11 protein-coding genes and 1 tRNA gene are annotated in these 13,783 nt (G+C 55.7%); 3 read left to right on the forward strand and 9 right to left on the reverse strand.

Going from position 1 to position 13,783, the window contains the following annotated elements:
- Position 1: 1 nt before the first annotated feature.
- From GP473_RS05625 to GP473_RS05640, 4 genes are read right to left on the reverse strand one after another with little or no spacing between them, the layout of a single operon-like run.
- The gene (locus GP473_RS05625; RefSeq protein WP_185769948.1) at positions 2-2,176 is read right to left on the reverse strand and encodes an ATP-dependent DNA helicase RecG; all 2,175 of its coding nucleotides are present in this window, start codon (positions 2,174-2,176) and stop codon (positions 2-4) included.
- Positions 2,177-3,733 carry a DAK2 domain-containing protein gene (locus tag GP473_RS05630; RefSeq protein WP_186276677.1) on the reverse strand — a complete coding sequence of 519 codons (1,557 nt, stop codon included), beginning with the start codon at positions 3,731-3,733 and terminating at the stop codon, positions 2,177-2,179.
- 10 nt (positions 3,734-3,743) lie between these two features.
- Positions 3,744-4,568, reverse strand: coding sequence for a uracil-DNA glycosylase (locus GP473_RS05635; protein WP_185769950.1), 825 nt, complete (start codon positions 4,566-4,568; stop codon positions 3,744-3,746).
- Positions 4,565-5,551: a thiamine-phosphate kinase gene (locus tag GP473_RS05640; protein WP_185769951.1), complete on the reverse strand. Its 987-nt coding sequence runs from the start codon at positions 5,549-5,551 to the stop codon at positions 4,565-4,567. Before GP473_RS05640 ends, GP473_RS05635 begins: the two co-directional genes overlap by 4 nt.
- 125 nt (positions 5,552-5,676) lie before the next feature.
- On the opposite strand from GP473_RS05640, the gene GP473_RS05645 reads away from it, so the two are divergent.
- Positions 5,677-6,630 carry a DUF3515 domain-containing protein gene (locus GP473_RS05645; protein ID WP_185769952.1) on the forward strand — a complete coding sequence of 318 codons (954 nt, stop codon included), beginning with the start codon at positions 5,677-5,679 and terminating at the stop codon, positions 6,628-6,630.
- Between the two features lie 124 nt (positions 6,631-6,754).
- On the opposite strand, the gene GP473_RS05650 is transcribed toward GP473_RS05645, so the two are convergent.
- Together GP473_RS05650 and GP473_RS05655 are read right to left on the reverse strand one after the other, a co-directional pair.
- Positions 6,755-7,897, reverse strand: a complete 1,143-nt coding sequence (locus GP473_RS05650) for a D-alanine--D-alanine ligase family protein (protein WP_185770710.1) — start codon at positions 7,895-7,897, stop codon at positions 6,755-6,757.
- Positions 7,898-7,928: 31 nt separating this feature from the next.
- Positions 7,929-8,930: an NAD(P)H-dependent glycerol-3-phosphate dehydrogenase gene (locus GP473_RS05655; RefSeq protein ID WP_185769953.1), complete on the reverse strand. Its 1,002-nt coding sequence runs from the start codon at positions 8,928-8,930 to the stop codon at positions 7,929-7,931.
- A 121-nt stretch (positions 8,931-9,051) separates the two neighbouring features.
- On the opposite strand from GP473_RS05655, the gene GP473_RS05660 reads away from it, so the two are divergent.
- On the forward strand, positions 9,052-10,086 hold the full coding sequence (locus tag GP473_RS05660; RefSeq protein ID WP_260620020.1) for an NUDIX hydrolase: 1,035 nt from the start codon (positions 9,052-9,054) through the stop codon (positions 10,084-10,086).
- A gap of 139 nt (positions 10,087-10,225) precedes the next feature.
- Here the strand turns inward: GP473_RS05660 and leuD are convergent, their stop codons facing one another.
- Together leuD and leuC are read right to left on the reverse strand one after the other, a co-directional pair.
- Positions 10,226-10,822 (reverse strand): 3-isopropylmalate dehydratase small subunit, encoded by a 597-nt coding sequence (gene leuD, locus GP473_RS05665; protein WP_185769954.1) that lies wholly within the window; start codon positions 10,820-10,822, stop codon positions 10,226-10,228.
- 61 nt (positions 10,823-10,883) lie between these two features.
- Positions 10,884-12,332 carry a 3-isopropylmalate dehydratase large subunit gene (gene leuC / locus GP473_RS05670; protein WP_185769955.1) on the reverse strand — a complete coding sequence of 483 codons (1,449 nt, stop codon included), beginning with the start codon at positions 12,330-12,332 and terminating at the stop codon, positions 10,884-10,886.
- Between the two features lie 210 nt (positions 12,333-12,542).
- Here leuC and GP473_RS05675 point away from each other — a divergent pair, with 210 nt between their 5' ends.
- Entirely contained in the window at positions 12,543-13,265 is a 723-nt protein-coding gene (locus GP473_RS05675) for an IclR family transcriptional regulator (RefSeq protein ID WP_185769956.1), read from the forward strand.
- A gap of 86 nt (positions 13,266-13,351) precedes the next feature.
- On the opposite strand, the gene GP473_RS05680 is transcribed toward GP473_RS05675, so the two are convergent.
- A tRNA-Glu gene (locus GP473_RS05680) sits at positions 13,352-13,424 on the reverse strand.
- Positions 13,425-13,783 lie beyond the last annotated feature (359 nt).

Below are 13,783 nucleotides of genomic sequence, written 5' to 3' on the forward strand. Positions count from 1 at the left end.
CCTAGCTGCGCTCGATATACTCCTGCTCCTCAATCTCCAAGTTCGCCACCAGAGATCGGGCCAACAGTTCGTCATAAGCCACCAAATCATGAGCATAACGCCGCGCCTCAACAATAATCGCCTCATCCTCCACGAGATGCAGCAGAGTAGAGCGCCGTCCAGCCGAACCGGACTGGCGCTGTCCCAAGATGTCACCTTCCGTACGCTGCTGTAAGTCCAATTCCGCCAAAGCAAAACCATCGTGAGTGGTGGCCACAGCTTCTAATCGCTGGAAACTGGGTGTGAACTCTGACGCCGTAGTGTGCAGAAGACACACAGCGTCCTCAGTGCCACGACCTACGCGCCCGCGCAATTGGTGCAGTTGTGACACGCCAAAACTATCAGCATCGACGATGAGCATCATCGTGGCGTTCGGCACATCCACACCCACTTCGATCACAGTTGTGGCGACCAGTACATCAATCTGCCCCGCATTAAAGGACCTCATCACCTCGTCCTTCTCCTCGCTGGCCATTCGACCGTGCAGAACAGCGATCGAAGAGTCCGGAGGAAGGTAAAAACTCTGTATACGTTCCGCCCAGTCCTCTACGCCTCCCTCACCATCGATCCGGGGAACGACCACATAGACCTGGCGCCCGGCGTGAATTTCTTCGGCCATGCGCTGCCACATACGCTCCACCCACCGAGGCTTCCATGCCGGCACCACCGAAGTGTGCACGCGTCCTCGTCCCGCAGGCATTCCAGACAAACGCACCGATGTCAGGTCTCCGAACATCGTCATCGCGACGGTTCGTGGGATGGGAGTTGCGGTCATCACCAGCATGTGCGGGGTTTTGTCTGGCGGAGATTCTTCACGCAGCTTATCGCGCTGTCGCACGCCAAACCGGTGCTGTTCATCCACAACCACAAAACCCAGATTGTTGAATTCCACTGAATCTTGGATCAACGCATGAGTACCCACCACAATGTCTGACTGGCCGCTCACGATATTCAGCAAATTCGCCTTCTTCTCAGAGATCTTCTGTGAACCAGTGAGCAACGTCACTCCTACCATCGTTCCCTCCAGCAAAGTGGTGAGAGTCCGCGCATGTTGAGCCGCAAGTACCTCGGTGGGGGCGATAAAAGCGCACTGAAAACCCGCTTCAACGGCGTGAAGCATACTCAATAGTGCGACGATAGTTTTGCCGCTCCCCACATCCCCTTGCAGCATCAACGATGCCGGATCAGTGCTGTTCAGCGCGGCAGTGACTGTGGAGAGAGCGTCTTCTTGTCCCGTGCTCAAAGTAAAAGGCAACGTTGACTTCAATTGCGACGCCACCCCATTCTCAACTGGGACGATTGCTCGAGCCGTTCGTTTTTCTGCGTCGGCACGTCTCAACGCCATGACCAACTGCAGCTCAAGTGCCTCGTTAAATTTCAGCCGGTTGATAGCCGCCCAGGGTCCCTCCGGCGGGGGCTGATGAATGTCACGAAGCGCCTCGTCAAAGGCAATGAGCGGCTCTCCCGCTGAATCTACCGGCCAATCTGGCACCCCTGACCCCACATGTGGCAAAGGCAAGACTTCCGTCGGGTGCCCCATTCCACGCAATACTTTGTCCATCACGCCGATGAGCTCAGCTGTTGATGTTCCGGCCTTCCGCCCATAACTCGCTAACCACGGCCTCGTCAGTAACTCTTGGGCCTGAGCTTGCGAACCAGCCACATCCACGATTGTCTTGAGGGGGCCAAAGGCTCCGAATCGGGCTCCCTCTGCTGGATAGACCGATACATAGCTCGGGTTTTTCAGCTGCCATTTATTCCTATAGCGACTCAATTTTCCATAGAGCAGCACGATGCTCCCCTGCGTCAGCGCAGCGGTATGCAACTTCGGATTGCCAAACAGGGCCGACTCCATAGTCGCGGCACCATCGGTAAAGCGAAAAGTCACGATACTGCGTGGCCCTCGGCCGGAACGATTTTCACGTTCACTGACGCTGAGGATTTCTGCCACGCATGTGTACATCTCCCCCTCTTCCAGGATGTCCAAGGCTTGTGCACTTCCGGCACGCACATATTTCGTGGGGAAATTCAATACTGCGTCGGAAATGGTGCCCAGTTTTGGCTTATCGGCGAGCTTGCGCGCCCGATCCGGGGTGATGAACAGCGACAGCGGGCGTGTGTCCTCCCAGCCCAGCACTTACTCGACTCCGATCTCCACCGCAGCCCCCATGCCGTCAGCCCGATAGTCATGCAGTTCGACGTCCGGATATTGTTGTGCGACGCGAGCACGTAGTTGTTCGATCTGCGCGTCACTGACTTCTGGGGATGACCACAACAGGGTGACCAGCTCCCCGCCTTCGGTCAATAATGCATCCAAATCCTCAGCCATTGTCTCTGCGGTAGTCTCCACACAGCGCTGTATGGATACTGCATCCACCATTTCCTCAAGGTCATCGTCAAAATCATTATGCGGGTCGTGCACAGCCAGGGCTGCCAATCCACCAACCAAAGAGCGGGTGTCCAACACAGCAACGGGGCGTCCACGATCCATGAAAGCCGAGGCGTCCCTCCCGTTTGTCAGCACAATCACCATACCCATGCTGGCCATATCCAGAAGATCATTGATCTCACGATCATCAGCTTTATCTAAGTCCACGGCAATCGCGCCGGCTCCCTCAAACACATCCGCGGCACCACCCGATGGAGCCAGAGCGATGATCGGCGTCTGCGGGAGTTCGGAGCCGGGCAAAACCTCAAGGCGGAGATCAAACACGCGCGCTAGGCTAAAAGCCTTTTCGATGACGGCACCCGCTCGCCGCGTATGCACGTGCACCTTCACCACGCTGTCACCAGCGTGGGCGATCACCACACTATTCCCCGCATTGTCCAAAAAATCACGTAGCTCGCGGATAGCATGCGGCTTCCCTGTAGCATCGAACATGAACATGACCTCGATCTCCATCGATGGTGCAGTGTCCATCATTGTGGCATCAGAGCCGTCAGTATCAGGAAAAGCATCCGGCGCGGCGAAAGAATCATGGTAGATGCTGTCCGCATTCACGCCCTCTTCAGCATGAGGCTCTGCGCAGTTTTCCTTCATACGCTGGGAGGCACCGACCCTCGCTTCCCTGTTTGGCTCACGGTGCCTGTCCTCATGTGTGAGCGTGTCCAATAGAGCCTGAAGAATCACAACCAAGCCACAACCGCCAGCATCCACCACACCGGCCTTGGCCAGCACATCCAGTTGTTTTGGGGTCTGCTCCAGCGCGCGTTCAGCGGCGTCTAATGCTCGCTGTACGGTTTCAATCAGAGAGTTTCTCCCCTGATGTGCCCCTTCAGCTGCTGCACGCAACACGGTAAGAATAGTACCCTCCACCGGAGAGGCGATGGAATGTTTCACGAAGTCCACAGACTTGCTGAGCATTTGTGCAACCGCTGTGCCATCCACAGGTCCATGAGCTGCAGTATCCGCCAATGCGCGCAATACCTGGGATAACACCATTCCTGAATTACCCCTCGCACCGCGAACGGCACCGCTAGCGAGCGCTGCGGTGAGAGTCGAGGTATCACTCTCATCAGAATCTCTCGTAAACGCCACAGCCTGCGTCATAGTGTGCGCCATGTTGGAACCGGTATCGGAATCCGGAATAGGAAACACATTGAGGCTATTGATCTCTGCCTGGCGTTCCCGCAAGCCTGCGGCGGCCCGGCGCGCCCATTGCGCGATAAGGGGGCCGTCGAGGTTCTTTGTCATATGCTCCAGCCTAACGGGTGAGATCCCAGTTGACGGGATCGGCGCCCAGTTCAGTCAGAATTTGATTCGCCTTGGTGAATGGTCTGGATCCAAAGAAACCTCGATATGCTGACAGAGGCGAAGGATGGGAAGACATGACACAACGGTCCAGTCCAATAATTTTTCCTAATTGCTGTGCTGGACGCCCCCAGAGAATCGCCGCTACCTTATCGTTTGCCGCCACTTGTCGCACGGCTGCCTCAGTAATCTCTTCCCAACCACCGTTTCTATGGCTACCGGGCTTTCCTGCACGAACAGTCAGCACACGGTTGAGCAACATCACGCCTTCATCTAGCCATGGGGATAGATCTGCGCTGTGTGGCCGAGATAGTCCCAAATCATCTTGATATTCGGCGAATATATTGGCCAGGGATTTCGGTAAGCGCTCTCCGGCGGGCAGCTCAGCAGAAAAAGATAGCCCCACCGCGTGTCCAGGGGTCGGATAGGGATCCTGTCCCACGATCAGCACCCTCACATCTTCGGGAGCCATACGAAATGCCCGCAGGATATTTTCCTGAGCGGGAAGCACATGCACCCCTCGCTCCGCTTCTGCCAGCGCCTTGCAGAGTACAAAACGTAGATTCGGCAACTGCCAGTCAGGATGAATCTGTCCGATTAGTTCGTCTGCCCTCTTTTCCACAGTTGCAGAAAAAGAGTGTGGGCGCAGACGAGGTGACGTCGGTGTCGAATGCGCAGTCGACTGCGCATATCTCGTTGAACGGGAGGAAAGGGCAGAAGAATCTCCGGAAGGAAGATCAGCAGATGCCCCTGAGAAAGGATCAGAAGAAACAGTCATCGGAGCGATTCCCAACCTTTCGTGTATGCCGGACGCACACCGTCCACTGTGACATAAGGGGTTGTCTCATCCCCTGCAACTCGTGAACGAACCATACCAATAGGGCGGTATGTTGTTGGCAAGCGCGCATCAGTTGTGCCGATGAGTGTGTGGTCTTCACCACCGGTTAGCACCCACTCCCACGGATCAACGCCCGTAATCTCCGCGGCGTGGAGCAGTGTGGAATCTGGAGTAATCGCCGATCGGTTCAGATCGATGCGCACGCCTGAACGTTGGGCGATCATCGACAGATCCCTCACCAACCCATCAGAGTTATCCGTCATGGAACTCGCACCTGCGGCTCGTGCGACCGTTCCACGCTCCACTTCCAGCCGCGGAGCGCAGTGCCACTGCACCAACTCCTGCGCAATAGCATCCTCCTTTGGGATAGCCTCCCTGCTGCCGTAATGGCGCAATATATCTAAGCCAGCAGCAGAATAGCCGATTGGTCCGGAGGCAATAACCCGGTGCCCCACGCCCGCGCCTCCCAAAGTCAGAGCAGCGGCTGGGCCTCCAAGCTCGCCGATAGCAGTGATTGACAGCACCAGGTCAGTCGAGAGCACCACGTCGCCTCCGACGAGCTCTGCTCCCCACGGTTGGGCTGCGTCGTTGATTCCCCGAGCAAGGTCAGATATCACCCCTAAATCCGTGTCACCAGGCGTGGCTATTCCCAACAAAATAGCAGTCGGGCGCGCACCCATAGCTTGGATGTCAGCAAAGTTCTGGGAAACTGCCTTCACTCCAACCTCATAGGCGGTGGAATAGAGGAAGGAAAAATGGCGGTCGCATACTAGGACGTCTGTGGTGCACACGTGCCGTGAGTTAGAGGAGGTGGGATGCAATACGGCCGCATCATCGCCATTGAGCGAACTCGGGGCTGCCTTTTGAATGGCAGCTATGGTTGCTGATTCGCCTGCCTCCGCAACGGTGAGATGACCTGACATGGACTGCTCACAACTCCTCTAACCAGTGTTTCTCAGTATTCAGTAAGACTTTTGTGAAAGCGCTCTGTTTTCAGGCGGTATGGGCCGGTGCATCGTGTCACGCTTCGTTACTAAGATATGTGAACATGACTAAGCAGGCCTCAGATAACACTACCCCGCGTACCGTCGTGATCCTGTCTCTCATACTTGCTGTGCTTTTTGTCATCGCGGTTCTCGTGGGTGCGCACACTGTGATGGAGCGCCAGACATACACTCCCGTTTCGATGGGGCCTGTCGATGCTCCCGAGGCTGAATCCCAAGAGTGCTCTGACTATATCGATGCTCTGCCGGATAAGATGGAGCATTTCCGTGCTGTGGGTGTTATGGATCCTGCACCTGCCGGTGCCGCTGCTTTCCGTGACGAATCGGGGGAAGAACTCAGTGTCCGGTGTGGTGTGCGAATCCCTAACCAATACACCGTGTTATCGAGCACAACCGATGCCGGTGGTGCTACGTGGTTTGAGATCGCCGATGTGACTCCAAGTTCCACTATGCGCACGTGGTATTCCGTGGGCTCCACCCCTTCTTTGGCTATCACAACATCCAGTGAGCACGCCCCTGACCTGGAGGCATTGGGTAAACCTGCCGCCGCGTTCACTGGTGCGAAGCCTCAGCCTGGTCCTTATCCTCTCTCTGATCTCACGATGGTCTCCCCCATTTCCGACGCCACCCCGACCTGCACTAAGTTCCTCCGAGAATTACCACATGAATTCGAAGGCTACGTGAGGACTGAGCGTGAGGATGCTCCACAATTGTCCGCAACGTACCTCTCCTCGGATCTGGCCGAGCCGGTGGTCATCCGATGCGGTGCGACGTTGCCGAAAAGCTATAAGCCCGGTGAACATATCAGCCAGGTAGATTCCGTGGCGTGGTTCTCTGACCCAACAGTGAACCAGGGTTCTACGACGGGCGTATGGTATGCCCTGAGCCACGAACAAATTGTTGCCGTGTCCATGCCAAGTAACGCCGGCAATGCGGTGATTTCCGGCGTAAGTACGGTGATTGAAAAGACTATGAAATCTCACACATCGGCCAACTAAATCCAGTTCACTAACCCCCCGTGGAGACCAAAGCCCCACCCCAAGCCAAAGAAAACTGCGAGAGAGAGCAATTCCCTGGAGAACAATTCCAGTAGGAGAGGTTCGAGTAAGCGCGTATGAGTAACTATGAGATTTTCGAGCGCTGACTGACTAAGGCTCGTTCAATGAGACTGCTCAGAAGTTCTCCGTAGCCCACACCCGAAGCTTGGAACATCTGTGGATACATCGAAATCGGTGTGAAGCCGGGCATCGTGTTGATCTCGTTGAATACTGGCCCCTTATCGGTGGCAAAGAAATCAACTCGAGCCAGGCCCTCACATCCTAGGGCTTCGAAAGTAGTGATCGACCAGCGCTGAATCTCTTCAATAGTCCGCTGATCCAACTCGGCTGGAATGGTCGCGGAAACGGTATTATCCACGTACTTCGCGTCGAATCCGTAGAAGCCTTCATCGCCGTCCTCGGTGCCCTCAAGCATCGCCGGCAGAGAAGCGATAAGGCTACCGTCTGACTTCTGCAGCACTCCGCATTCAACCTCGGAACCCACGATCATTGATTCGATGATCACCTTGTGATCATGGGCGAAAGCCGCGTCCACGGCCTGGGGTAACTCGTCCCAGGTGTTCACTTTGGAAATTCCGATGGATGAGCCACCGCGGGCTGGTTTCACGAATACGGGTAGCCCTAAGGCCTGCTCTTCCTCTGCGGTCAATTCCCGACGGTGAGAAAGAACCAACTCGTGGGTAACGGGAATTCCCGCCTCGCGGGCGAGCTTCTTGGTAAAGACTTTGTCCATACCGGCTGCCGAGGCCAGCACACCATTGCCGACATATGGAACCCCGATGAGATCCAGGAACCCTTGGATAGTGCCGTCCTCGCCGTTCATCCCATGCAGCACGGGAAAGACCACGTCTACGTGAGCGTAGAGTTCACCGGTTTGCTGACCGGTGACATACCGAATCTCACCCGGCTTATCTCCGATGATGAGCTGCACGTGATCTGCGGAATCCTGAACCATTGGCATGTGAGAGCCATCGGCTTTGAGTTGCTCGATTAACTCTGGTACAGGCAGGTGGTTGGGTACCCATGCTCCAGTCTCGGTAATACCGACGGGAACAACGGTGAAGCGTTCCGGGTCGAGGTGAGACATAATCGCACCCGCCGAGATGCACGACACGGGGTGCTCAGTGGACTGGCCACCATAAAGAACGGCGACGACCGTGCGGTCAGCGGTGTCAGCGTCGCTGTGGTTATCAGGGGTATTACGCAAATCCTTAGTCACGGGCACCAAGTGTAGTGCTCTAAACCTCGGACTTGCGGGAGCGACCCAACAGCTGCTGCAAAACCTCCGGAGCTCGCTGTCCCTTGTGACACACTCCCACGACTGCCTCTGTAATAGGCATCTCCACCCCCACCTTGTGCGAGAGTTCCGAGACAGATTGGCTGGACACCACCCCCTCGGCAACCTGCCCTTTCGTCGCAGCTGCGGCTTCCTCTACCGAGGCACCCTTGGCCAGTTGCAGGCCGAAACGCCGGTTTCGGGATAGTGCCGACGTACAGGTGGCCACCAAGTCTCCCATGCCAGCCAGTCCAGCAAGTGTGCGTTGATCAGCCCCTAGTTCCAACGCAAGACGGGTCGTTTCGGCTAAGCCACGGGTAATCACGGTAGCCAAAGTATTATCCCCGAAGCCTAACCCCGAAGAGATCCCCGCGGCCAAAGCAATGACGTTTTTACAGGTACCAGCAATTTCACATCCGACCACATCAGTGTTGGTATAGGGGCGGAAATAGGGTGCTGCAACGGCAGCTTGGATGAGCTGTGCACGGCTCGTGTCTTCACACGCCACGACGGTGGCCGCTGGTTGCCCCTCAGCGATCTCCTTCGCCAGGTTAGGACCTGTCAGGACGGAGACGCGTTCTTTTTCTACCTCCGCGACCTCCGCGATCACTTGGCTCATGCGCATGCCCGTCGAATGCTCAATCCCCTTGGCTAAGGACACCAGTGACGCGTCGGCGGAAATGAGATCTTTCCAGTGGGATAGGTTCTCCCGCAGAGTTTGCGATGGCACCCCCAATACCACGATATCCGCTCGCTCCAGAGCCTCCTGCGGATCAGACGTACCGTGAATCGCTTCTGGAAGCTCAATATCCCCCAAATAGGCAGAATTGCGGTGGTTATCGCGAATGTCTGCGGCCACCTCTTCACGGCGCGCCCACAGTGTGACCTGGTTGCCGGCGTCTGCGAAAACCTTGGACACCGTGGTGCCCCAGGACCCAGCTCCCATCACTGCGACCTGAACCATGCTCTTCTTCCCTCATTTCGATATACGATATTTTGGACGTTAGCGATTATGGACGCTCACCGCCCGACTCTGCGTTAGCCGCCACTAATCACTATTGAACCAAAAACTTCTTACGTGAGGTATGAATCTCGTGATCTCCCATAATGGAATCGGCGACCTTTCCACTTCTCTGGCTATGTCCGAGCATGGCCGGGGCTCCATCACACGCATTGGCTCCCGTCCGGCGCAAGAGTTTGCACGCCCCACGTTCGCGTCCGGAGCGGTGTTGTGGCGTCGACCAGATGGCTATGGTGCTCTACACGGCGAAGGTGATACGGAGAACATGCTTATCGCCGTGGTTCATCGCCCTCACTACGATGATTGGTCGCTTCCTAAAGGAAAGGTCGATCCCGGTGAAAATCTCGCAGGTACCGCGGTGCGGGAAATAAAAGAGGAAACTGGGCTCGACGCCACGCTCGGTTGGTTACTGGGCTATGTTCATTACCCGGTGGGATCTCGAACCAAAGTTGTTTATTACTGGACTGCGGAAATCGCCACAGGCCAATTCGAGAAGAATAGTGAAGTCGATGAACTCAGGTGGGTCAGCTTTGCTGAAGCAGCGGAACTGCTCAGCTACGACATCGACCGAGATGTCATCAAGGCTGCAGAGGAAAGCCTCTCTCTAGGCTGCAATCGGCGCGTATTGTACGTCCGCCATGCCAAAGCTCACGACCGTAAGGGCTGGGGCGGCGATGATAATTTGCGCCCCTTGACTAAGAAAGGTCGCCGTCAAGCAGAGGCGTTGGCTTCTGAGCTCGAGGGCTACCGGCCACTGAATCTGGCCTCCGCCGAACCAGAACGATGCCAGAACACCGCCAGTCCCGTAGCGCAACAGTTGGAATTAGAGTTACATGTCAACCCACAACTGGGCGACGTTGCATGGAATGAAGACCCCACCACAGCCTTGGATGCTTTCCACGCAGCTACCACTTTTCCTGTCTCCGCTATCGTGGCACAGGGAAATGTGATTCCTGGGATCATTGAGAAACTCAGTGGCGACGCACACATTGAGATCGAAGATATGCGGGTGAAAAAATCCAGTGTGTGGGTGTTGCACTTTGCCAGTAACCGGCTGCTGGGCTTGGATTACTTGGCTAGCCCTTTGCCGGTGAAGTAATCCTTTCCCGACGTTCTGTCTGTGGGGTAGCCGAAAGACACCGTCCAACGAGGTGGACGGTGTCTTTTATTCAGAGTGCGCACCTAATTCTGAGCACATTGGTCTTATGAAAATGCTGCTTCTTTGAGGTCTCGCATCCCTAAGGTGCTGGCAGTGTGCGTGGTTTGAAGCTGGGACGCTGTGATTCGTAAGCCTTAATCGCCTCTTCATCCCGCAGGGTCAGGCCGATGTCGTCCAACCCTTCCATAAGGCGCCACCGAGTGTAATCGTCTACCTCAATCTGGAAGGTGTGATTACCTAATGTCGCAGTGCGTTCCTCCAAATTGACCGTCATGTCTTGACCCGGATCTTGTTCGAGCAATTTCCAGATCAATTCAATATCGGATTCCTCCAAAGTGGCCGCCAACAAACCGGCCTTCCCTGCATTTCCCCGGAAAATGTCTGCAAAGCGGGATGACAACACCACGCGGAATCCGTAGTCCATGAGAGCCCATACAGCATGCTCGCGGGAAGACCCCGTACCGAAATCCGGACCGGCTACCAGAACTGAGGCGTTCTTGTACTCATCCTGATTCAGCACGAAATTCTCATCCTTGCGCCAGGCCGCAAAGAGGCCATCCTCGAACCCGGTTCGGGTCACTCGCTTCAGGTATACCGCTGGGATGATCTGATCGGTGTCCACATTGGAGCGGGTCAGAGGGGCGGCCACACCGGTGTGAGTGGTGAACTTTTCCATAATTACTGTTCTCCTAAGTCTGGGGAATTCTCGTTCGGGTGAATTCTCTGGTGTGGGCGGTCTATACGTGGACCTGAGACGTGGCGTCAGTGAGGTCAGCCGGCGACGATAGATATCCGCGTACCGCGGTGGCGGCGGCAACCGGTGGAGACACCAGATGGGTGCGCGAGCCCTTACCCTGACGGCCTTCAAAGTTGCGGTTTGATGTCGACGCCGAGCGCTCACCCGGTTGCATCTGATCTGGATTCATTCCCAAGCACATAGAGCATCCCGCGGTACGCCATTCGGCCCCGGCTTCAACGAAAATCTTGTCCAAACCCTCGTCCTCGGCCTGCATCTTCACTCGAGCGGATGACGGAACAACAAGCATCCGTACCCCATCTGCGACCTTGTGGCCCTTGATAACCTCGGCAGCGACGCGTAGGTCTTCAATACGGGAGTTCGTGCACGACCCCAAGAACACCGTATCAATCTTCACCTCACGCAAAGGCGTGCCTGGTGTCAGATCCATGTATTCCAGTGCGCGTTCAGCGGCGGCACGTGAATTATCGTCCGAAAAGTCCTCCGGAGATGGGACTTTCTCCCCCAGAGGCAAGCCTTGTCCTGGGTTAGTGCCCCATGTAACGAACGGCGTGAGCGCAGCGCCATCAATGTGCACGACAGTATCGAACTCTGCATCGTCATCGGTGCGCAGAGACTTCCAATACTCCACGGCCTTATCCCAGTCCTCACCTGTCGGAGCGTGCGGGCGGCCTTTAATGTATTCGAACGTGGTTTCGTCCGGAGCTATCATTCCCGCTCGAGCACCGGCCTCGATGGACATGTTGCACATGGTCATGCGCGCTTCCATTGATAGCTTTTCAATGGCCTCGCCACGGTACTCAATAATGTGACCTTGCCCGCCACCGGTACCGATCTTAGCGATGATCGCCAAGATCAAATCCTTGGATGTCACGCCCGGCTGCAGCTCGCCAGACACCTCGATCGCCATGGTCTTAAAAGGCTTCAACGGCAAAGTCTGGGTGGCCAACACGTGTTCCACCTCAGAGGTACCAATTCCCATGGCGATGGAACCAAATGCGCCGTGCGTCGAGGTGTGGGAGTCACCACAGACGACGGTCATCCCTGGCTGCGTCAATCCCAGCTGCGGCCCCACCGTATGAACGATGCCCTGTTCAATGTCGCCCATGGAATGCAGACGGATACCAAACTCCTCAGCATTATCACGCAGTGTGGAGACCTGAAGCCGCGAGGTGGGTTCCTGGATCTCCAGCAAATTGCCTGAACTCACCCCAATGGTAGGGACATTGTGGTCTTCCGTGGCAATGGTCAGATCAGGTCGACGCACCGGGCGACCAGCTTGCCGTAGTCCGTCAAAAGCCTGAGGTGAGGTCACTTCATGGACGAGGTGAAGATCGATATACAGCAGGTCGGGTCCGCCGTCTTTACCTTCCGTCACGACGTGATCACGCCAGACTTTTTCGGCGAGAGTTAAAGGCTTATTCGTCACGATCTCTCCTCATGTCTCAATCTGTCCCCGTGTTGGTGGGCCGATTGCTATTGTGTTGTGCGGATTGTGTTCAGGCGAGTGGAGCGTATCTGGCGACAGTCTCGTCTTGACTATTGCGCAGGAAGCCACACTGTGAGCTGGTTTTATTTCATTGTCATTTGGCATCTCTTAGTGGCCTATTCCACTGGATGGAATGTATAGTATCAAATCATGGGACACAATACGGAAGTGCCGTCAACAAGCGGGATCCAAGTTCTCGACCGCGCAATCTTCATTCTTTCCGTCATTGCCGCGGAACCACGCAACCTCGCAGAGCTGTGCGAAATCACCGGTTTGCCACGGGCGACCACGCATCGCATCGCCGTGGCATTGGAAAAACACCGCCTCATAGAGCGTTTGCCCGATAGCCAATGGACTGCCGGGCCAGCTCTCACCGAACTGGCGCCGCAATCCAATAGTCGCCTAGAAGAAGCTGCAGAATACGTCCTGCCAAAACTCATGCAAGAGACCAACGAGTCAGTACAGCTCTACCGACTCTCCGGCATGGAACGCGTCTGCATCGCCAATGCTGAGCCAGCCGCCGGCCTACGAGACACCGTTCCAGTGGGAACCCGTATGACTCTAGAAGCCGGTTCCGCAGCAAAAGTCCTCGTGGGTCACTCCTCCCCTTCTCTCCAAAAAGAGGTTCTCGCCACAGCGGCTTATTCCGCCGACGAACTGCGCAATGTCGTGCAGGAGGGAGTGGCAGACTCCCATGCAGAACGCGATCCCTCCCTTGCCTCTGCATCTGTTCCCGTCTTCGACACCAATGGTTCCCTCATCGCCGCCTTGTCCATTTCAGGCCCTGCCGATCGCATCGGTAAAAATGCCGGTGCCCGCTATGGGGCTCAGTTGAAGGCAGCCGCACTCGAGCTGCAAAAACAGTTGAAGTAAAGCAATGTCTACTCCACGCCTGCCACAAAGCAACACTAAGACAAAAGCCCCAGCATAAGCTGAGGCTTTCCTTTTCTCTCGTTTTGTACCCCGTACGGGATTTGAACCCGTGTTACCGGCGTGAGAGGCCGACGTCCTAGGCCGCTAGACGAACGGGGCGGACGTTCATTCCTTGTGAACGAGATGTAACTCTACACAGTGCTTCATACACTCACCTAATCCGCAGCTAGATCAGTTGTCTCACGATGAAATTCTTAACGCTCGTGGATAGAGATCACCGCAATCGTGACATCTGCATGCACTGTTCCTTCACCGTGATCCTTAGAAAAGACACCTACTTTCCGCACCATCGATCGATGGAGACTTTTCCCTTGGCTCCTACATCAACACCTTCCTGAGAAAATCTCCCCAAAACGCTCTTTATTCGATCCAAGCAACCCATTACTGAGTAAGGTTCTTCATGTCGGAAAATGGTGCAGTTCCACCGAACTTCAATGGATTTCGGTAAAACCGCACTA

Source organism: Corynebacterium anserum, assembly GCF_014262665.1.
In the GTDB taxonomy this organism is placed as follows: domain Bacteria; phylum Actinomycetota; class Actinomycetes; order Mycobacteriales; family Mycobacteriaceae; genus Corynebacterium; species Corynebacterium anserum.